At 45.3% G+C, this 18933-nt stretch carries 23 protein-coding genes; 16 read left to right on the top strand and 7 right to left on the bottom strand.

What is annotated here, in order from left to right; translation table 11 throughout:
* Nucleotides 1-4 precede the first annotated feature (4 nt).
* Nucleotides 5-3937: a baseplate J/gp47 family protein gene (locus tag F6J90_RS16175; protein ID WP_293095444.1), complete on the top strand. Its 3933-nt coding sequence runs from the start codon at nt 5-7 to the stop codon at nt 3935-3937.
* Here F6J90_RS16175 and F6J90_RS16180 read toward each other — a convergent pair.
* Nucleotides 3921-4160, bottom strand: a complete 240-nt coding sequence (locus F6J90_RS16180) for a hypothetical protein (RefSeq protein ID WP_293095447.1) — start codon at nt 4158-4160, stop codon at nt 3921-3923. The genes F6J90_RS16175 and F6J90_RS16180 overlap by 17 nt on opposite strands.
* Before the next feature lie 158 nt (nt 4161-4318).
* On the opposite strand from F6J90_RS16180, the gene F6J90_RS16185 reads away from it, so the two are divergent.
* Complete coding sequence (locus F6J90_RS16185) at nt 4319-6400, top strand: LamG-like jellyroll fold domain-containing protein (protein WP_293095450.1); 2082 nt, start codon at nt 4319-4321, stop codon at nt 6398-6400.
* Here the strand turns inward: F6J90_RS16185 and F6J90_RS16190 are convergent.
* Nucleotides 6389-6529: a hypothetical protein gene (locus F6J90_RS16190; RefSeq protein ID WP_293095453.1), complete on the bottom strand. Its 141-nt coding sequence runs from the start codon at nt 6527-6529 to the stop codon at nt 6389-6391. The genes F6J90_RS16185 and F6J90_RS16190 overlap by 12 nt on opposite strands.
* Nucleotides 6530-6634: 105 nt before the next feature.
* Between F6J90_RS16190 and F6J90_RS16195 the strand changes: the two genes are divergently transcribed.
* The 8 genes from F6J90_RS16195 (at nt 6635) to F6J90_RS16230 (ending at nt 12134) form a co-directional block, all read left to right on the top strand.
* On the top strand, nt 6635-6793 hold the full coding sequence (locus tag F6J90_RS16195; RefSeq protein ID WP_293095456.1) for a hypothetical protein: 159 nt from the start codon (nt 6635-6637) through the stop codon (nt 6791-6793).
* Nucleotides 6794-6807: 14 nt separating this feature from the next.
* Nucleotides 6808-7458 (top strand): phage tail protein I, encoded by a 651-nt coding sequence (locus tag F6J90_RS16200; RefSeq protein ID WP_293095459.1) that lies wholly within the window; start codon nt 6808-6810, stop codon nt 7456-7458.
* The gene (locus F6J90_RS16205; RefSeq protein WP_293095462.1) at nt 7448-7579 is read left to right on the top strand and encodes a hypothetical protein; all 132 of its coding nucleotides are present in this window, start codon (nt 7448-7450) and stop codon (nt 7577-7579) included. The genes F6J90_RS16200 and F6J90_RS16205 overlap by 11 nt, the downstream gene beginning before the upstream one ends.
* On the top strand, nt 7527-10367 hold the full coding sequence (locus F6J90_RS16210) for a tail fiber domain-containing protein (RefSeq protein ID WP_293095464.1): 2841 nt from the start codon (nt 7527-7529) through the stop codon (nt 10365-10367). The genes F6J90_RS16205 and F6J90_RS16210 overlap by 53 nt, the downstream gene beginning before the upstream one ends.
* A 233-nt stretch (nt 10368-10600) precedes the next feature.
* The gene (locus tag F6J90_RS16215; protein ID WP_293095467.1) at nt 10601-10819 is read left to right on the top strand and encodes a hypothetical protein; all 219 of its coding nucleotides are present in this window, start codon (nt 10601-10603) and stop codon (nt 10817-10819) included.
* A 267-nt stretch (nt 10820-11086) separates the two neighbouring features.
* Nucleotides 11087-11350 (top strand): AbrB/MazE/SpoVT family DNA-binding domain-containing protein, encoded by a 264-nt coding sequence (locus F6J90_RS16220; protein WP_293095469.1) that lies wholly within the window; start codon nt 11087-11089, stop codon nt 11348-11350.
* Nucleotides 11337-11726 (top strand): type II toxin-antitoxin system VapC family toxin, encoded by a 390-nt coding sequence (locus tag F6J90_RS16225; RefSeq protein ID WP_293095472.1) that lies wholly within the window; start codon nt 11337-11339, stop codon nt 11724-11726. Before F6J90_RS16220 ends, F6J90_RS16225 begins: the two co-directional genes overlap by 14 nt.
* A 258-nt stretch (nt 11727-11984) precedes the next feature.
* Nucleotides 11985-12134: a hypothetical protein gene (locus F6J90_RS16230; RefSeq protein WP_293095475.1), complete on the top strand. Its 150-nt coding sequence runs from the start codon at nt 11985-11987 to the stop codon at nt 12132-12134.
* On the opposite strand, the gene F6J90_RS16235 is transcribed toward F6J90_RS16230, so the two are convergent.
* On the bottom strand, nt 12107-12505 hold the full coding sequence (locus F6J90_RS16235; RefSeq protein ID WP_293095477.1) for a hypothetical protein: 399 nt from the start codon (nt 12503-12505) through the stop codon (nt 12107-12109). The genes F6J90_RS16230 and F6J90_RS16235 overlap by 28 nt on opposite strands.
* 412 nt (nt 12506-12917) lie before the next feature.
* Nucleotides 12918-13043 (bottom strand): hypothetical protein, encoded by a 126-nt coding sequence (locus F6J90_RS16240; RefSeq protein WP_293095480.1) that lies wholly within the window; start codon nt 13041-13043, stop codon nt 12918-12920.
* 136 nt (nt 13044-13179) lie between these two features.
* Here F6J90_RS16240 and F6J90_RS16245 point away from each other — a divergent pair, with 136 nt between their 5' ends.
* The 6 genes from F6J90_RS16245 to F6J90_RS16270 all read left to right on the top strand — a co-directional run bounded on the left by F6J90_RS16245 (nt 13180) and on the right by F6J90_RS16270 (nt 16757).
* Nucleotides 13180-13782, top strand: coding sequence for a transposase (locus F6J90_RS16245; RefSeq protein WP_293095483.1), 603 nt, complete (start codon nt 13180-13182; stop codon nt 13780-13782).
* 165 nt (nt 13783-13947) lie between these two features.
* On the top strand, nt 13948-14115 hold the full coding sequence (locus tag F6J90_RS16250; RefSeq protein WP_293095486.1) for a hypothetical protein: 168 nt from the start codon (nt 13948-13950) through the stop codon (nt 14113-14115).
* A 22-nt stretch (nt 14116-14137) separates the two neighbouring features.
* The gene (locus F6J90_RS16255; protein ID WP_293095486.1) at nt 14138-14305 is read left to right on the top strand and encodes a hypothetical protein; all 168 of its coding nucleotides are present in this window, start codon (nt 14138-14140) and stop codon (nt 14303-14305) included.
* 117 nt (nt 14306-14422) lie between these two features.
* Complete coding sequence (locus F6J90_RS16260; RefSeq protein WP_293095489.1) at nt 14423-16084, top strand: hypothetical protein; 1662 nt, start codon at nt 14423-14425, stop codon at nt 16082-16084.
* Nucleotides 16085-16152: 68 nt separating this feature from the next.
* Nucleotides 16153-16314 carry a hypothetical protein gene (locus F6J90_RS16265; RefSeq protein WP_293095492.1) on the top strand — a complete coding sequence of 54 codons (162 nt, stop codon included), beginning with the start codon at nt 16153-16155 and terminating at the stop codon, nt 16312-16314.
* 2 nt (nt 16315-16316) lie between these two features.
* Nucleotides 16317-16757 (top strand): hypothetical protein, encoded by a 441-nt coding sequence (locus tag F6J90_RS16270; RefSeq protein ID WP_293095494.1) that lies wholly within the window; start codon nt 16317-16319, stop codon nt 16755-16757.
* On the opposite strand, the gene F6J90_RS16275 is transcribed toward F6J90_RS16270, so the two are convergent.
* The 3 genes from F6J90_RS16275 to F6J90_RS16285 form a co-directional block, all read right to left on the bottom strand.
* A complete protein-coding gene (locus F6J90_RS16275; protein ID WP_293095497.1) occupies nt 16754-16891 on the bottom strand; it encodes a hypothetical protein in 138 nt (45 codons plus the stop codon). The two genes, F6J90_RS16270 and F6J90_RS16275, sit on opposite strands and share 4 nt — an antisense overlap.
* A 331-nt stretch (nt 16892-17222) precedes the next feature.
* Nucleotides 17223-18254 (bottom strand): glutathione S-transferase family protein, encoded by a 1032-nt coding sequence (locus tag F6J90_RS16280; RefSeq protein WP_293095500.1) that lies wholly within the window; start codon nt 18252-18254, stop codon nt 17223-17225.
* Nucleotides 18255-18740: 486 nt separating this feature from the next.
* Complete coding sequence (locus tag F6J90_RS16285) at nt 18741-18929, bottom strand: hypothetical protein (protein ID WP_293095502.1); 189 nt, start codon at nt 18927-18929, stop codon at nt 18741-18743.
* Nucleotides 18930-18933: the final 4 nt, after the last annotated feature.

The raw sequence follows: 18933 nt of genomic DNA on the forward strand, positions 1-18933 counted from the left end.
TCTTATGCAAGCTCCAAAGATTGATCAACGTAGCTATAAAGACATCGTTGCCTATACGGAGGCGTGCGCTAAGGCGTTCACAGACTGGCGTCCTTTGGCAGATAACAAGCCGGATGGTGGTCGGTCACTAATTCGTATTTTTGGTCATCTGGCAACGATTGTCGGCGATCGCCTTAATCAAGTCCCGGATAAAAATTTCCTGGCCTTTCTGGATTTAATTGGCACTAGCATTGGACCACCCCGACCAGCGCGAGTACCCTTGACCTTTTATTTGGCAACTGGTAGCACAGAAGCCTTGGTTCCTGCTCAGACGGAGGTGGCAGCACCGCCCACAGAAGGAGAGGAAGAAGAGGTCATTTTCGAGACCGAGCGTGATTTAGTCTTGACCAATGTGCAGCTGCAAGCAGTGTTTGTGCGGGAACCGGAACAAGACCGCTATAGCGATCGCACACAGCAAGGGACGGGTCAAGACGATGCTGCTTTTCTAACCTTTGCAGGGGATCAGCCCATTGAACATTCCCTCCATTTGGCTTGTGACCACCTGCTCACCTTACCTGAATCGAAAACGCTCACCCTAACCATTGACTCTCCTAATGCAATTGGGTTAGCAGCAGTACCGATCACTTGGTCTTACTGGAATGGGGAGGTTTGGAAACCAATACTAGGAATTATTGAGGGCTTAGAGGTTGAAATTGGCTATGGTCAGGTTATCGTCCAACCTGGAAAGGCGATAGATTATCAAGGTCGAGAGATTAATCTCAGTGATAGAGACTCCTTGCCTTGGAGTCCTAATTCTAGTCAAACTAGGCTAGTGGTAATTTCCTACAGTGAATCAGAACCAGTCCTGGAACTAATTGCTGAGACCGATACTAGCAAACCAGCTAATACTCATATCCGTTTGGCCCGTCTAGACATTGACGACCACAACCAAATTAGCAAGTCCTTCCCAAGCTTGACCAACTCAGGTAACAGTCAGTGGCAGGTGTCCATTGAGAATCTGCCAGTCCCCAGTCAGGATAGTATTAATGGAATCAATGCTGCCTGGCTTAAAGCTCAGCTTACCAATACTCCTTTACCTCCACCTCAATCATTGCCTCAGGTCAATCACATTAGTGCCAGTGTGGAGATTCATGGCAGTGATATAGCACCAGACTTGTGCTTTTTCGATACCGATGAACTGGATCTGAGCAAAGATTTCTACCCCTTTGGTGAGGAACCTGGTTTCAACGATACCTTTTATTTCGCTAGTCAGGAAATTTTCTCTAAACCTGGAGCCGAGGTTACCGTTACTTTGGTTTTAAGTAGTGATGCTCCAGCCGTTAATACTAATGGGGGTGTGGAAGTCCGCTGGGAAGCCTGGAATGGTAGTAGTTGGGAGGTAGTTAAACATAATAGTTCTGGTCTGTCCGCTGCCAACTTCACTATTGGCGGTGCATTTACTTTCACTCTCCCTGACCAGATGGAACCGCAGCCAGTGAATGGGGAAAGTAATTATTGGCTTCGTGCTCGGATAATCAGGGGTAATTATGGTACTGAGGAAGCTACCGCAGAACAAACTACCAGTACCACACTCCAGCCATCTCGTGCCATTAGCACCACACTCACTCAAGCTGTTAGCAGTGGAGTCAATATCCTACGGGTCAGTAGTGCTAGTGGCTTTCAAGCTAATGACTCTATTCTGATTGGGGCAAACACTAGTCAACCGGAATATGCGGAAATTAGTAGTATTAGCTCTAATACCCTAACTCTGACCAATAGTATCAATTCTGACCATGCCAGTGGAGCCACAGTGGAACTTTTTGAACAAGAGGTCAGTAGTGGTATCAACATCATCAAGGTAGATAGTGTTAGAGGTTTTTTGCCTAGCGATCGCATCCGGATTGATCCAGGTACTAACAATCAGGAAGACTTGGAGATTGTTAGTATCAATTTCAACGAGAATACCCTCACCCTGACCAGCAACCTCACTGACTCTCATCCAGTGGAAACCAGTGTGGTACTCCTACCAGCCTCAGCTTTAGCGCCACCAGTGGTAAAATCCCTAACCCTAAGCTATAGCTACAACTCAGGTGATTCCCCTCTCTCAGCTTGCTTGACCTACAATGATTTCACCTATGTAGATTGCACCACTCACGCTAACCAGGATGGCTCGCCCTTTGAGGCTTTTACTCCCACTCCAGACCTCCGACCCACTCTTTATTTAGGCTTTGATGCCCCCTTTGCTAACCGCCCAGTCACGATCTATGCCCAGGTAGAACCACCAGTACCAGGAGAATTAGCCACAAGTCCGACGATTACTCAGAAAGCAGTAATCGTACCAGAATATGCTAGCCCTGACCGTTGGGTGCGTTTAGGTGTGGAAGTTGATGAAACCGCTGCCATGAGTCAACCAGGTTTAGTCCGGTTTATTGGACCAACTGACTTGACAAAGCAATCAGAATTTGGTAAGAATTTATATTGGCTGCGAATTCGCTGGCAATGGGGTGATTTTAGAGTGCCACCCCGACTACAGCAGTTGCTGCTTAATACAACTTGGGCAACCCAGGCAACCACCATTGAGAATGAAATCCTTGGTTCGAGTAATGGGAATCCCAATCAGACCTTCTCCACCCTGCAATTTCCTGTGTTAGAGGGTCAACAACTAGAGGTCCAGGAAGAGGAAGAAACGGATCTACAAGAGGAGGTGTGGGTAGTTTGGCAAGAAGTATCAGATTTCTATGGTTCCGGACCCGAAGACCGTCACTATGTTCTCAATCACCTGACCGGAGAAGTAAGGTTTGGCAACAACCAACAGGGAAGGATACCTGCCCTAGGTAGCAACAATATCCGTATGGTTTACTACCGCACAGGTGGAGGTAAACGGGGTAACAAACCAGCTGAGACTATCACCGAACTCAAGACCACAGTACCTTATGTCGATAGTGTCACTAACCTAGAAGCTGCTAGTGGTGGAGCCGAGCAGGAGTCTCTAGAGTGGGTGAAAGAACAAGGACCGAAAACCTTGCGCCATCGGTACAAAGCTGTAACTGCCCAGGACATCGAGGATTTGGTCTACCAAGCATCCACCGATGTAGCCAGGGCATGGGCAATTACTCCTGAATTTAACCCAAAAGACTTGCAATGGTTGCCAAACTACCAGCTCCCCTTAGAAGGATCAGGGACGATCACGGTCAGTTTATGGTCCCAGGGGAATAATCCCCCAACCAGCTATCAGCTACAGGTCAAGATTAATGGTCCAGGACAGACCATAGCCTATGAGGAAAAAATCTTTACCTCTGACCAATCTAGTGATCGCCAACTGACTTACAGCGTCACAGCCAGCCAATTCAGTCTGGGAACCGAATGGTACGTGACTATGGTCAACTTGGGCGATGTTAACGTTAGCGGTGATGTAAAGATTGAGTATCCTGGTGGTTCTCTGACAGAAAATTTCAACCTACCCCCTAAGACAACTAACCATGCTGATAATAGTCCTTATCTAGACAAAAAAGATTTTGGTCGAGTTGAGCTAATTGTCCTACCCGATTCTGCTGCACGTCAACCTACTCCCAGTCTCGGTTTACTTGATTTAGTCGAGGCATACATCCAAAATCGGTGCGCCCCTACCTTTGACCTGCAAGTCACTGGACCCTATTGGGTAGACGTTACAGTCACAGCCGAGGTTGTACCGATCTCCTTGGCAGTGTCTGAAGCAGTCGTCTTTGGGGTCAACGATGCCCTCAACAACTTTCTACATCCCCTGACTGGTGGCGTAGAAGGTCAAGGCTGGCCTTTTGGTCGTCAGCCCCATAAATCAGACCTCTATCGGTTAATCGAATCCGTCCCAGGTGTGAATTATGTTAACTCTCTCTCCATTGACCTAGCCGATATACCTGACGAACAAAAGAAGCGATTTCTAATCTATTCCGGTGAACATCAGATTAGTTTAGATTTTTGAGGGAACAGGGAGTAGGGAGTAGGGAGTAGGGAGTAGGGAATCGGGAATCGGGAATCGGGAATCGGGAATCGGGAACAGGGAATAGGCAAGAGGCAAGAGGCAAGAGGCAAGAGGCAAGAGGCAAGAGGCAAGAGGAATCCCCCCTAACCCCCTTTACTAAGGGGGGCGGGCAAGAGGCAAGAGGCAAGAGGCAAGAGGCAACCTTCAACCCACCAACCTTCAACCTTCAACCCATCAACCTTCAACCTTCAACCCACCAACCTTCAACCTTCAACCCACCAACCTTCAACCCACCAACCTTCAACCCACCAACCTTCAACCTTCAACCTTCAACCAATTAACCTTCAACCTTCAACCAATTAACCTTCAACCTTCAACATAATGCCCCTACCACTACCTAACCTAGATGACCGTACTTATGCTGACCTCTTGGAAGAGGCTGTTGCTCTAATACCGAAAGAGTATCCTGATTGGACTGACCACAATCCTACTGACCCTGGCATCATCTTGATCGAGATGTTGGCTTGGTTGACGGAGATGGTGATTTACCGGACTAATCAGATTCCAGATGAAAACCAAAAAATGTTTCTGAAGCTGCTTAATGGTCCGGAGTGGCAGCTGGAAGGAGATTTGGAGGCAGCACTGCAGCAAACCATTGTGGATTTGCGGCAACGTTATCGGGCAGTTAGTAGTGAGGATTTTGAACAGCTGGTACTACAAGACTGGCTGGAAACACCAACAGCTAAAGCGTTTGGTCCTTTTGGTGTAATCACTAGGGCAAAATGCGTTTCTCAGCGGAATCTGGCTTTGACTGAATTAACTGCTAGGGAAGAACCAGCCCCAGGACACATTAGCGTGCTGGTGGTTCCTCAAACGTTGGCTGATAACTACAGTTTGCTCTCCTTTGATGGCCAGGATGATTATCTGGAAATCCCTCACTCAGACCAACTCAATTTTGCTAACGACCAAGACTTTACCATTGAAGTTTGGGTTAGGGTAAATAAAGTCCAAGCTAGAACCCAAGAAACCCATAATTTTATCCTAGACAAAGGTAGTGGTTCTGGGGGTTTTCCTTATGGAATTAGATATGAAAACCAATCGGGTAAAATACAGGTAACTAGAAGTGATGGTACGAATTATGCTACCATTAGTTCTACCAAAGCCATTAATGATGACAATTTTCATCACGTTGCTCTTGTAAAAGATAGTTCAACGCTGTACTTATATCTTGATGGAGCCTTAGAAGGCTTTACTGAAGATACAAATTCAGATAATACAATTAATACTTCATCTATTTATCTGGGTGGTGGAGGTAACCAAAGCAATTTCAAAGGCACAATTACTCAATTGCGGATTTGGCAAGGAGTGCGCTTAGAGGCAGAAATTAAACAGGAGATGAATGAGTATCTCCAAGGGACAGAAAAGGGATTAGTTGGTTATTGGAATTTGGATGAAGGGTCTGGTACTATTGCTAATGATAAGACTCCTAACCAAAATCATGGAACTATCCAAGGAGCCAGTTGGTATCAACCCAATATCAGTGCTTCACTGTTGCGAGGCTTATGGTCTTTCTTGGATGAACGGCGGTTGCTGACTGTACGCCATCATGTAGTTACCCCAGACTATCTTCCTTTGCGAGTTTGGGCGCGACTCTATCTAGTTGCGGGGAGCAATGCCCAGCAGGTTCAAGACCAGGCAAACCAAGAAGCACAAGCTTTCTTCCACCCAGTTAATTCCCAGTCTTATTGGGATGGTCAGGGTTGGCCTTTTGGTAGGAGTATTTATGTTTCCGAATTGTATCAATTACTGGATCGAATTCCTGGGGTGGACTATGTGGAAGATATCATGATCCATACTCATGATCTAACCACTACTATCTTAACTGAGCCAACCTCAAGACCCCAGACTCAGATTACAGTTAAAGATACCACCGATTTTGCTGTAGGGGATACTATTCAAATCGACCCCAGCAATAGTGATCAGGAATACTATACGATTATTAGTATTGAGCCAGGACTAAAACTATTGACCTTGTCCTCAGCTTTAAATGAAGCTTATGGAGTTGGGACAATGGTTGTTTGTTGCCTGTCTTCTGAAATTAGTACCTCCATCTCTAACCAGGAATTCTCCGTAGATCAGGTCAGAGAATTAGCACCAGGGGATACAGTTCGCATCATTCCTACTAATGGCAACCCAGAAAATCGAGAAATTGAGAGTGTTGATCATTCCAGTAGTATAATTACTCTTAAAGAACCTCTTAGTCAAACTCCAGCTATAGGTACAAAAGTAGTTCAGTTAGCAACTTGGCGGGAGGAACGCAGTAAACCGAAAGAAATTGGTCAGTTTATCCAAAAAGAACTGATCAGAGTTAAGCTCAGAGACTATGAGTTAGTAAATTTTAATGTAGAGATGAATTTAGTAATCATGGAATACATAGCTGAAGAATGGCAATTAAGTAGTTAGTAAGGGAGTAGGGAGTAGGGAGTAGGGAGTAGGGAGTAGGGAGTAGGGAATAGGGAACAGGGAACAGGGAACAGGATCTCCCCATCTCCCCATCTCCCGCGCCCCCGCCCCATCTCCCCATCTCCCCACTACTGATATCTTTCCCCTCTTGCCTTTTGCCTCTTGCCTCTTGCCTTTTTCAACGGGTGGTGCGTTACGGGGCGGGCTGTTCCAACCCTGACCAAGAGCCGGAAAATGAGTGCGAGCCCGCCCCTAACGCACCCTACGCAACTATTCCCTATTCCCTATTCCCTATTCCCTATTCCCTATTCCCTATTCCCTATTCCCTATTCCCTATTCCCTATTCCCTATTCCCTATTCCCTTTTTCAACAATTCCTGTGTTTAAAACCTAGATAAAAACGCGCTTATGTCCAACTACCTAAGTACCTATCTAAACTATCTACCAGCTAACTTTCAGGAAGACCCTTTTGTGGGTCGGTTTCTGTTGGCTTTCGAGCGGGTAATGAGTGGCTTACCCCCTTCTCACGACGATCCAAATCCTGATCAGTGGGCTTTAGAAGAATACATTGACCGCATCCCTACTTACTTCAATCCCTATAATCATCCTGATTTACCGGTAGAGTCAGACATAGCACCAAATGAGTTTCTACCTTGGTTGGCCAGTTGGGTGGCGTTAAGTTTGCGAGATGATTGGAGCGAGGAGGTTAAACGCCGATTTATCAGCAATATTGTCCCTCTCTATCGCCAACGGGGCACTAAGGCGGGAGTGAAGCAAATGCTAGAACTTTACACTCAAGAAGAGGTCAAAATCTACGAATTTGAAGAACCTGCTCATTACTTCCAGGTGACAATCACCTTGAACGAGCGAGACCCTAAACTGCTGGGACGTCAGGAAGAAATTGCGAAGGCAATTGTGAATCAGGAAAAACCTGCTCACACGTTTTATGCTTTGCGAGTGTTACTACCCGGTATGCAAATTATTAATGAGCCCACTGATAGTAAACCAGGCATCATCGTTGGGGTTACTACATTACTCGGCAGTAGATATGTATCGTAACTCAGGGAGTGGGGTGTGGGGTGTGGGGTGTGGGTTGTGGGGTGTGGGGTGTGTGGGGAGATGGGGAGATGGGGAGATGGGGAGATGGGGAGATGGGGAGATGGGGAGATGGGGAGATTAGGGAGATGGGGAGTGTGGGGAGTTTAATGTTATTGTTGCTAATCCCGATTCCCGATTCCCGACTCCCGATTCCCGACTCCCGATTCCCTGTTCCCTACTCCCTACTCCCTACTCCCTACTCCCTACTCCCTACTCCCTATTCCCTGTTCCCTGTTCCCTGTTCCCTAAAAAACCAAAAATATGTACCTAATCAAGTCGCAAACCACTATAAACAAACAATAACTAAGAAAATTACCATGGCAGATTATACTCAGTATCTTTACATTGACAAGCGAGTACGCTACTTCGATGGTGAGTTTTTAAAAGACCAGGATTTTATTGATGAACAGAAGTATCATATTGACCGACAGCGCCGCTTAGACCAATTCTTGAGGGTTTCGGGAGTGTGTGATGGTTTGACTCTTGAGACTAGTACTAATCAGGTGATTGTTACCCCTGGTACTGCTCTTGATAGTCAAGGTCGTCAGATTATTTTGAGTACAAACTCTCCGCCAATTGATCTCAGTAGCTACAGAGATCAGCAAGTTGACTTAGTTATTTCTTATCAAGAAGAACAATCAGATCACTCCACTGAGGGGGGTGTTGGTAGTAGTGGTGCTAGGCGCTGGCACGAAAAACCCAATATCCAAGTTGCTGCCTTGGGAAATGTGCCTGAAGACTCAGTTGTTTTAGCAAGGCTGGCAATTAATCGCAGTGGTGTTGTCACTCCTGATTTCAGTGTACGCCAGTATTCTGGAGTGCGTTTGCCTAGTGGGAATTTGAGTAATGGTGCAATCACTGGACCGACCCTGCGTTCTGGTGGTAATAGTGCCAGTAGTTTGGTTGTTATTGATGGTGATTTGAGTGTTACTGGTGATACCACAGTAAATGGAAGTTTAAGCTTCAGCAGCAACACCTCTGGTGAGCGTACTCTGCTGATGGAAGCTCCCAACAGCAACAATCATCGCGGTGACGGTACTCAAGGGGCAACCGGTTTAGTCTATCGAGTCCAATCCAATCCCCCTGGCGGTGATCCTATCTTCCAAGTCAGAAGCGAAGGGGAAGGAGTTCGTTTATTTGTAGAGCATGATGGATGGACTGGGAGTAGACACAATTCTGCATGGTTTGGAGGTACTAGAGATAACTACTTTGCAGGTAATGTTAGTATCGGCACAACAGATCCAGGTTCATCAAAGTTAAAAGTACAAGGGAATTTGACTGTCACAGGGAATGCCACCCTCGAAAGTTTGACCCTCAACGACAGTTTCAGCCTCGGCGGTTCTAATACCCTTGGTTTTGGCTCCCAAGTTAGGCAGATGATCAATCTATGGAGCAATAGCTATGGCATTGGTGTTCAGAGTGGTACACAGTATTTTCGCACCGCTAAAAACTTTGCCTGGTACAAAGGTGGCTCTCATAACGATGGAGAACTTAATGCTGGTGGTGGCACAGTCCAGATGGTGATTAAAGATGGTAATGTTGGCATCGGTACAAGTGATCCAGGTTCATCGAAATTAAAAGTACAAGGGAATTTGACTGTCACAGGCAATGCCACCCTCGAAAGTTTGACCCTCAACGACAATTTCAGCCTAGGCGGTTCTAATACCCTTGGTTTTGGCTCCCAAGCTAGGCAGATGATAAATTTGTATAACCAAGATTATGGCATTGGTATTCAGAGCAGTACACAGTATTTTCGCACCAATAAGAACTTTGCCTGGTACAAAGGAGGTTCTCATCACAATAACGAACTTAATGCTGGTGGTGGCACAGTCCAAATGGTGATTAAAGATGGTAACGTTGGTATTGGTACAACAGATCCAGGTTCATCGAAATTAAAAGTACAAGGGAATTTGACTGTCACAGGCAATGCCACCCTCGAAAGTTTGACCCTCAACGACAGTTTCAGCCTCGGCGGTTCTAATACCCTTAGCTTTGGCTCCCAAGTTAGGCAGATGATCAATCTATGGAGCAATAGCTATGGCATTGGTGTTCAGAGTGGTACACAGTATTTTCGCACCGCTAAAAACTTTGCCTGGTACAAAGGTGGCTCTCATAACGATGGAGAACTTAATGCTGGTACTAATGGTACAGTCCAGATGGTGATTAAAGATGGTAATGTTGGTATTGGGAGAAGTGATCCGGATTACAAACTAGACGTAATCAGTCCCAATAATGAAGTAGCCGCCAGATTTTCCCGCGACTATGATCTCTCTGCCATCTTTGAAGCCGGAAATAGCGGTGAGGCTTATGTTCAATTCAAAAACCAAACCACAGGAAGCAATTCCTGGATGGTTGGTATGGATGATGACGAGCAATTCAAGATTACCTATGGCCAGCAAGGAGAAATTCGAGATAATGAGGCCAAACTCACTGTCGAACAAGATGGGGATGTGAAAATTTCTGGTTCTTTATTTGTTAGTGCAGTCCCTTATGGTGATTATCAAAATGCACAGTGGAATAGTAGTAATAAAAAATTATATCAGGACAATTCTTCCGCTAGATCGAAGGAAAATATCATTTCTCTGGAAGACGATTTTTATAAAATTTTGACAGTAGAACCCAAGACTTATACACGACCTAACAATCCCAATCGTTGGGAAATTGGATACATTGCTGAGGAGTTTAACGAGATTGGTCTCAACAAACTTGTTTACTACAACGAAGAGGGGTTACCTGAATCAATTAATTACCGAAAAATCAGTATGTACTTAGTTGAAGTTATCAAAGATATGGCTCACAGGAGCAGCAACTATGAACAACGGATCAATCAATTAGAACTTCAACTAAATCAACTAGTCTCAGATGACTAAGTTGAGCTAGATTTGGAGGTAGGGTAAAATGATGGGATTGAAAGCCTAACCAAACAACAACAATTCTAGGGTGGGCATTGCTGAGTAGAATTGTAGGGTGGGCATTGCTGATAAAGATCATGATTGAACACCGAGCAATTACATGGGCAATGCCCACCAATACCCAAGCTCCATAGTTTATTGACCACGATTTTTACCTTGAAATACCTTTTCCTTACTGATTAAAATCAACCATGAAAGAAAAACTCGAACAACGGTTACAATCCCTAAAATCCGAATATGAAGCTGGTCAAAAAATGCTAGCGGAACTAGAAGCAAAACAAGCCAACCTACGAGAAACCTTACTCCGCATTAGTGGCGCAATTCAGGTATTGGAAGAAACCTTAGGCCAAGCAACTGATACAGCGGAAAACAACTCTCAGCCATCGGAGGCAGTAGTAGTTGAATCGTAGAATCGGGAATCGGGAATCGGGAATCGGGAGACGGGAGTGCGATCGCTCTTCTTATCACCAAACTTAAACTAGAGGTATTTGCGTACGCAATTTCCTTCCGGTACTCACTGGGTTCCCTGAGTGACTGTAAGCATTCAGCCGTTGGCCTTGGCCAAAGGCCACGCTAGGCTCTTGGCCACGATACGGGAAGGAGGTTTATGTTAAGCTGTTCGGTGTAGCGTGGGCTAAAGGCTCACGGCTGACAGCTGACCCCTGAATGCTTAGGTTATGGAAACGACAAAATTGTTGAGTCAAGGTCAAGTTATTATTCCTAAGTCTCTGCGAGATGCTCATCACTGGGAAGCAGGTCTTGAGTTAATCGCAATTGATACGGGAGATGGGATTCTTTTAAAACCAAAAAACCCTTTTCCAGAAACACTATTAAATCAAGTGGCTGGTTGTTTAAAGTATCACGGCACTCCTAAAAGTCTTGAGGATATGGATGAGGCGATTCGGCAAGGGATAGAGGAGTTGTGGCATGATCGCTGTTGATACGAATGTGGTTGTTCGGCTATTGACTCAGGATGATCAGTTACAGTTCAACAAGAGTGTAGAAATTTTCAGGAAGCAAGAGGTTTTTATTGCAGATACGGTAATTCTAGAAACGGAATGGGTTTTGCGTTTTGCTTATAAGTTCAAACCCACCGCTATCTGTCAAGGGTTGAGAAATCTTTTTGGTTTACCCAATGTTCGTCTTGCCAACCCTAGCTTGATGCTTCAAGTTATCCAATGGCATGAAAATGGTTTAGATTTTGCTGATGCCTTTCATTTAGCCCTGAGTCAGAATTGTTCAGAGTTTTACACGTTTGATCAGAAATTTGCTAAAAAAGCTCAAGGGTTAACCCAATCTCGGGTGAATAAGCTCTAAAGAATTTAGAATTTAGAATGGGCGAATTTAGAATTGGGAATGCGCGAATTTAGAATCGTAGGGTGGGCATTGGAGATAAAGATCATGATTGAAACCCGAGGAATTAAATGGGCAATGCCCACCAATACCCTTAAATCTTTGGGTGGCTAAAGTAATAGTAAATTCCGATAGGATTGGGGGTTAGAAACCAGCAATGGGTACCCTGGTTGGTGGGCATTGCTCAGGATAATCGTAGGGTGGGCGAGTTGGAAACCGGCAATGCCCACCCTACAAAATGCGATCGCACTTCATTCTTCATTCTTCATTCTTCATTCTTCATTCTTCATTCTGACAGAAAACCTTGGCCTATTGGCCACGCTACGCGAACAACCAAATAACTTTCAACCTTCAACCTTAGAGCAGAGTTGATTCAATAACTCTTTTGGAATTGCCTCAAAATTTTCCAAGAGAAAATCCATTAAGGCCAGATGGTATAAGGAATCGGAAGAAGGAGATTTATAGCGAGAACCTTGGGCGAGCCAACTGTTAACAGCGTACGTTGAGCGGCAGCAGATTTGAGCAATGTCTTCTTGGTTAACTTGCCATTTCCAATAAAACTCCCGGGGAGTCATGGATAGTCGGCAGTTGCTGTATAGATTGATCAAAATTCGCTCTCGCTCAGTGATGGCACGAGGCATTGAAAGTGGGCTTGTGGATTGGCTCTGGGCAATTTGGGCAAGGCGGTCTAGGGCTCGCTGACACTTAATTAGATGATCATTCGAGCGTTTTTTTGGCATCATGGAATTACCTCAAACATAGTGTTTGCTTGGGGATATAAGCCGCGCTTCCAGGTGGCAAGCTATAAGCGCGGCTTTTTGTCCAAGAATCTTATCGAAATAGCGGACATTTTTATTATTACTAATATCTTGGGAAAAGTCAAGAGTATTTTTTTAAATTTAATATTTATTTACAATTTAATAAAATTGACTAGTTTGGGATTTTAAAAATAAAAATTAGTAATTTTGTTAGGTAATTTTGGATTATTAATATAAACATCGTAGGGTGGGCATTGCTGATTTAAAACAAAATTGTTAGCCCAGAAATGAAATGGGCAATGCCCACCAAGACCCAACCAGAATCGTAGGGTGGGCATTGCTAAGGTGAATTCCGGAAGAATTGTAGGGTGGGCATTGCTGATTTAAAACAAAATTGTTAGCCCAGAAATGAAATGGGCAATGCCCACCAATACCCAAAAATCTCTGGGTGGGCAAAGGTTCGGTGAATTCGGACAGGGTTGAGGGTTGGTTTCAGGCCATGGCTACCCTGGTTGGTGGGCATTGCTCAGATCAATTCTGCCAGGGTTGGGGGTTGGTTTCAAGCAATGCCCACCCTACAAAAGCGTAAGCTGAACCAGACAAGAATCCTAGGGTGGGTCTTGCTCAGGAAGCTCAACATTAGTTAACCTAGAAATTAAATGGGCAATGCCCACCAATCCACAACCATGCCCGAATATCGTCGAGCCTATGTCCCAGGTGGAACCTTTTTTCTGACCCTGGTAACCTACCACCGCACCCCTCTGTTTTCCGAACCCGAAACTATTGCCCATTTGCGTGCTGCACTTGCTAAAACTCGCACTGAGAGACCTTTTGAAATTACTGGTGCAGTTGTTTTACCTGACCATCTTCATTTTTTGTGGACTCTACCGCCAGGGGATACAGCTTATTCCTATCGGGTTTCTCGGTTTAAGGTGTTGTTTACGCGATCGCTACGAGGTAAAAAATTCAAGCCACAGAATGTATCGGCATCCCGTCGTAAACACAGAGAAAGTAATGTTTGGCAGCGCCGATTTTGGGAGCATGTGATTCGAGATGAATCTGACTTCCAACAGGCTTTAGATTATATTCATTACAATCCGGTCAAGCATGGGTTGGTATCTTGTCCTCATCAGTGGGAGTATTCGAGTTTCACCAGATGGGTTGAAACAGGTCAGTATCAGATCGATTGGGGTTGTTGTTGCCGGGGCATACAACCATTACTTCCAGATTTTTTGGAAATTGGAGCCAAGGTTGGTGAGTGAATTATCAACGGTTGGTGGCCTAGAGAATCGTAGGGTGGGCATTGCTGATTGAGATCATTATTGAACAGCGATCAATGACATGGGCAATGCCCACCAATATAGACAATCGTAGGGTGGGCATTGCGGATCAAGACCATGATTGAACAGCGATCAATGAAATGAGCAATGCCCACCAATCTAGACAATCGTAGCAATGCCCACCAATACCCAACCAGAATCGTAGGGTGGGCATTGCGGATCTTAATCATGATTGAAAACCGATCAATGACATGGGCAATGCCCACCAATATAGACAATCGTAGGGTGGGCATTGCGGATCAAGACCATGATTGAACAGCGATCAATGAAATGAGCAATGCCCACCAATCTAGACAATCGTAGCAATGCCCACCAATACCCAACCAGAATCGTAGGGTGGGCATTGCGGATCTTAATCATGATTGAAAACCGATCAATGACATGGGCAATGCCCACCAATATAGACAATCGTAGGGTGGGCATTGCGGATCAAGACCATGATTGAACAGCGATCAATGAAATGAGCAATGCCCGCCAATCTAGACAATCGTAGGGTGGGCAAATAGTGATTTGAATTCCGGAATGTTTGGCAGTTGGAAACCGGCCATAGGTACCCTGGTTGGTGGGCATTGCTCCGGTGAATTCCGGCAGGATTGGGAGTTGGTTTCAAGCAATGCCCACCCTACAAAATGCTTACTGGTTGGTGGGCATTGCTCCGGTAAATTCCGGCAGGATTGGGAGTTGGTTTCAAGCAATGCCCACCCTACAAAATGCTTACTGGTTGGTGGGCATTGCTCCGGTAAATTCCGGCAGGATTGGGAGTTGGTTTCAAGCAATGCCCACCCTACAAAATGCTTACTGGTTGGTGGGCATTGCTCCGGTAAATTCCGGCAGGATTGGGAGTTGGTTTCAAGCAATGCCCACCCTACAAAATGCTTACTGGTTGGTGGGCATTGCTCCGGTAAATTCCGGCAGGATTGGGAGTTGGTTTCAAGCAATGCCCACCCTACAAAATGCTTACTGGTTGGTGGGCATTGCTCCGGTAAATTCCGGCAGGATTGGGAGTTGGTTTCAAGCAATGCCCACCCTACAAAATGCTTACTGGTTGGTGGGCATTGCTCCGGTAAATTCCGGCAGGATTGGGAGTTGGTTTCAAGCAATGCCCACCCTACAAAATGCTTACTGGTTGGTGGGCATTGCTCCGGTAAATTCCGGCAGGATTGGGAGTTGGTTTCAAGCAATGCCCACCCTACAAAATGCTTACTGGTTGGTGGGCATTGCTCCGGTAAATTCCGGCAGGATTGGGAGTTGGTTTCAAGCAATGCCCACCCTACAAAATGCTTACTGGTTGGTGGGCATTGCTCCGGTAAATTCCGGCAGGATTGGGAGTTGGTTTCAAGCAATGCCCACCCTACAAAATGCTTACTGGTTGGTGGGCATTGCTCCGGTAAATTCCGGCAGGATTGGGAGTTGGTTTCAAGCAATGCCCACCCTACAAAATGCTTACTGGTTGGTGGGCATTGCTCCGGTAAATTCCGGCAGGATTGGGAGTTGGTTTCAAGCAATGCCCACCCTACAAAATGCTTACTGGTTGGTGGGCATTGCTCCGGTAAATTCCGGCAGGATTGGGAGTTGGTTTCAAGCAATGCCCACCCTACAAAATGCTTACTGGTTGGTGGGCATTGCTCCGGTAAATTCCGGCAGGATTGGGAGTTGGTTTCAAGCAATGCCCACCCTACAAAATGCTTACTGGTTGGTGGGCATTGCTCCGGTAAATTCCGGCAGGATTGGGAGTTGGTTTCAAGCAATGCCCACCCTACAAAATGCTTACTGGTTGGTGGGCATTGCTCCGGTAAATTCCGGCAGGATTGGGAGTTGGTTTCAAGCAATGCCCACCCTACAAAATGCTTACTGGTTGGTGGGCATTGCTCCGGTAAATTCCGGCAGGATTGGGAGTTGGTTTCAAGCAATGCCCACCCTACAAAATCCGTACTGGTTGGTGGGCATTGCTCCGGTAAATTCCGGCAGGATTGGGAGTTGGTTTCAAGCAATGCCCACCCTACAAAATCCGTACTACTGGTTGGTGGGCATTGCTCCGGTAAATTCCGGCAGGATTGGGAGTTGGTTTCAAGCAATGCCCACCCTACAAAATGCTTACTGGTTGGTGGGCATTGCTCCGGTGAATTCCGGCAGGATTGGGAGTTGGTTTCAAGCAATGCCCACCCTACAAAATGCTTACTACAAAATGCTTTCGCGTAGCGGCTCCAAAGGAGCATCGCACTAGAAAAATCTCCTGAGCCTGAGGGTCGAGCGAGGAAATATGGTGAAGGTAAAACAGTTCTTGAGTTTTCTGTGATGACAGAGGGAGTTAAACTAGGAAAATTTTTGGCATTGAATCGAGATGCACCAGTTCACACTCAGGCTTTTGCTCACCTAGAGAGTCTTGAAGGGAAGTATGGGAGGTGTGCTAAGTTGGGACAGTTTGGGAAGTTTGGGAATTCGACTAATTTATAGTTATGAGAAATCCTAAAAAGCAGTTAAATATATTATCATGGACTCACTACATGTTTGGGGGATTTGTCGGATTTTACTCCCTGTTTATACTAATGTTGTATATTCCTTTTGGTCTGTTCATGATTGGTGCAAGTGAATCAATTCCTGCAGACTTATCAGGAGATTTATCAGAGTGGTTTAAGTTATCACGAAATGTGTCATCGGACTTGCCTGGCTATTTGCTAGTCATTTCTGGTGCCATACTTTTCATCCTTGGAGAAATCTTTGCTTTTGCTATCATTATCTCTGGATATATGCTAAGAAAAAGCAAGAATTATTGGTTTTCGTTTATGATAGCTTGCCTACTCTGCTGGTTCAGACCATTTGGTACACTTATTGGAATTTTAACGATTGTTGTTCTATCTCGGCAATCGGTAAAAAAATTATATCCTTTTAAGCATTAAAGATGAATTGTTAATGGTTTAATTATTTTTAATAGAAAAGGGAACAGGGAATAGGGAACAGGGAACAGGGAACAGGGAATAGGGAATAGGGAGTAGGGAGTAGGGAGTAGGGAACAAAAATTATTACAATTCATTTAGGTACCCTATTGAATTGGATGCGTTCGCGTAGCGTGGCCCAAAGGCCAAGGCCATCGCACTCAGCCCTTCACTCTTAGACTAATGGCGACTATACTATAGTGCTTGCCAACAGTCAGGGGCAAAATTTGAAGAAGGTGGGTTACGGCGCTGATAAAAACTGATTGGTAATCCCTCAAAATCCTGGCCGCGCCTAACCCACCCTACGAAATATCTAGCTATTCCCGATTCCCGATTCCCGATTCCCGATTCCCGATTCCCGATTCTAAATTATAAATTCTAAATTCTAAATTCTAAATTCTAACTTCTAACTTCTAACTTCCCTACTCCCTACTCCCTACTCCCTACTCCTGATTCCCGACCATGAGGTTTAAGGAGGCTAGTCAAATCAGGACCACTGGGAATAATTCCACCTGGATTGAGGGGGAACAGATTTCCGTAGTAATCCCGCTTGACATCCTCCAAGCTACAAGTATCAGCAACTCCAGGAAGCTGATACAAGTCACGCAGGTAGGGGCCTAAGTTATCGTAGTCCTGAATTCTGAAACGGTTGCACTTGAACAAACCATAATAGACCACATCAAAACGGAACAGAGTGGTAAATAGACGCACATCTGCTAGGGTTACCCTATCCCCACACAGGTATCTACTGGTCTCCAGGGCTCGATCAATCTTATCTAAGGTTGTGAATAGCTGATCGCAAGCTTTCTCATAAGCCTCTTGGGTCTGGGCAAACCCGCAGCGATAGACTCCATTATTCACGGTGTGGTAGATAGTCTCATTCCACCCATCAATGGTTTCCTTCAGTTCCTCTGGATAAAGGTCTAGGGTAGGATTAGTAGCGAACTCATTGAACTGTGAGTTCAGGATTACGATAATTTCTGCACTCTCATTGTTGACAATGGTTTTGCTCTGTTTATCCCACAGCACTGGAACTGTGCAACGACCGTTGTAGCCTGTTTGTGCCAGGTCGTAAAGCTCAGGAAGCGTGTCGCAGCCTTCTTGCTGCTCATTAAATACCCAAATCCCCTGATTTGAAGAAGGAGAGGCAATAAATACTGGTATTGCGTCTTTGAGTCCCTTCAGTGCCCTGACCACGAGAGTGCGGTGCGCCCAAGGACAACCTAGTCCTACATAAAGACAGTAGCGTCCTGCTTCCGGTTGGTAAGGATTCTCTGCTTCTGTCCCAATAAAATTCCTAAACTCGCTGGCAGGGCGAATGTACTCTCCAGAATTATTCCGTGGAGCCAGCTTCGACATCATCATTTGCCAGAGAGTTGTCCAGACAAACTTTCCCAACCTGATGATCAGTGTTGGCGGGAGTGACTTGCCTTTCTTCTTAGTTTCAGCAGCTCTGGTCATGATGGTCATTTGGTAAGAGGTGCAACTATTAGCCTTATAGCTCTCTAAACCTTGTCAAACATTATCCATTATTTTATAATGAAATAAGTTAGTAACTTGTTTAACAAGGGAACACTACCGCCCAACGAAGAACTAAAAGCTGATCAGCTGGTCGTAAGTTAAGCGACGTAAAATAATGGACTGAGTGAAGTTACAGTGCGGTTTGAGAGTAGGCAGCAGAGCCTCCATTAAGAAAATTAGCGCAATGCTTTTGGCATTGCTTTGTCGGCAACAACCATTAGTTTTAACTAATGCTATACCATCGTCCTATCTGCTTGTGAGTAGGTTTGTACAGGTTAAATGTTGCACATCTCTAAGATACCAACAAATTCTGAGCAGTGGCCTGATTACCCTAGTAGTGCTGAAAAAGAACCGTGGCTTACGCTATTGAAGCCACGGTTCTTTTTCAGTCAAATCTTCCGGTTTTCCCAACCAAACTAACTTCTGTTAGGATTGGTCTCCCTTAGAATTATCCTCTGGATCATCGATTTTTGGTACCCAATTAGGAGTTTCTGACCCTTCCCAACCAGCAGGACGTTTAGAGTTGTACCAGGCAATGGAGCCAATCACAACTGCTGCCACAAAACCCACAACATACACTAGGGTAAACCACAAGGGAAAACTGCCTGCTTCCATCAAT

This window comes from Moorena sp. SIOASIH (assembly GCF_010671925.1).
GTDB lineage: Bacteria > Cyanobacteriota > Cyanobacteriia > Cyanobacteriales > Coleofasciculaceae > Moorena.

Excerpts from the sequence above, each read along its gene's own strand:
- F6J90_RS16280 (WP_293095500.1), bottom strand. The coding sequence starts at position 18,254 with ATGACCAGAGCTGCTGAAACTAAGAAGAAAGGCAAGTCACTCCCGCCA.
- F6J90_RS16175 (WP_293095444.1), top strand. The coding sequence starts at position 5 with ATGCAAGCTCCAAAGATTGATCAACGTAGCTATAAAGACATCGTTGCC.
- F6J90_RS16210 (WP_293095464.1), top strand. The coding sequence starts at position 7,527 with ATGGGGAGATGGGGAGATGGGGAGATGGGGAGATGGGGAGATGGGGAG.
- F6J90_RS16220 (WP_293095469.1), top strand. The coding sequence starts at position 11,087 with ATGGAAACGACAAAATTGTTGAGTCAAGGTCAAGTTATTATTCCTAAG.
- F6J90_RS16240 (WP_293095480.1), bottom strand. The coding sequence starts at position 13,043 with ATGCCCACCAACCAGGGTAGCCATGGCCTGAAACCAACCCTCAACCCT.
- F6J90_RS16185 (WP_293095450.1), top strand. The coding sequence starts at position 4,319 with ATGCCCCTACCACTACCTAACCTAGATGACCGTACTTATGCTGACCTC.
- F6J90_RS16215 (WP_293095467.1), top strand. The coding sequence starts at position 10,601 with ATGAAAGAAAAACTCGAACAACGGTTACAATCCCTAAAATCCGAATAT.
- F6J90_RS16285 (WP_293095502.1), bottom strand. The coding sequence starts at position 18,929 with ATGGAAGCAGGCAGTTTTCCCTTGTGGTTTACCCTAGTGTATGTTGTG.
- F6J90_RS16230 (WP_293095475.1), top strand. The coding sequence starts at position 11,985 with ATGCCCACCCTACAAAATGCGATCGCACTTCATTCTTCATTCTTCATT.
- F6J90_RS16205 (WP_293095462.1), top strand. The coding sequence starts at position 7,448 with ATGTATCGTAACTCAGGGAGTGGGGTGTGGGGTGTGGGGTGTGGGTTG.
- F6J90_RS16255 (WP_293095486.1), top strand. The coding sequence starts at position 14,138 with ATGCCCACCAATCTAGACAATCGTAGCAATGCCCACCAATACCCAACC.
- F6J90_RS16270 (WP_293095494.1), top strand. The coding sequence starts at position 16,317 with ATGAGAAATCCTAAAAAGCAGTTAAATATATTATCATGGACTCACTAC.
- F6J90_RS16275 (WP_293095497.1), bottom strand. The coding sequence starts at position 16,891 with ATGAATTGTAATAATTTTTGTTCCCTACTCCCTACTCCCTACTCCCTA.
- F6J90_RS16200 (WP_293095459.1), top strand. The coding sequence starts at position 6,808 with ATGTCCAACTACCTAAGTACCTATCTAAACTATCTACCAGCTAACTTT.
- F6J90_RS16225 (WP_293095472.1), top strand. The coding sequence starts at position 11,337 with ATGATCGCTGTTGATACGAATGTGGTTGTTCGGCTATTGACTCAGGAT.
- F6J90_RS16235 (WP_293095477.1), bottom strand. The coding sequence starts at position 12,505 with ATGATGCCAAAAAAACGCTCGAATGATCATCTAATTAAGTGTCAGCGA.
- F6J90_RS16250 (WP_293095486.1), top strand. The coding sequence starts at position 13,948 with ATGCCCACCAATCTAGACAATCGTAGCAATGCCCACCAATACCCAACC.
- F6J90_RS16195 (WP_293095456.1), top strand. The coding sequence starts at position 6,635 with ATGAGTGCGAGCCCGCCCCTAACGCACCCTACGCAACTATTCCCTATT.
- F6J90_RS16245 (WP_293095483.1), top strand. The coding sequence starts at position 13,180 with ATGGGCAATGCCCACCAATCCACAACCATGCCCGAATATCGTCGAGCC.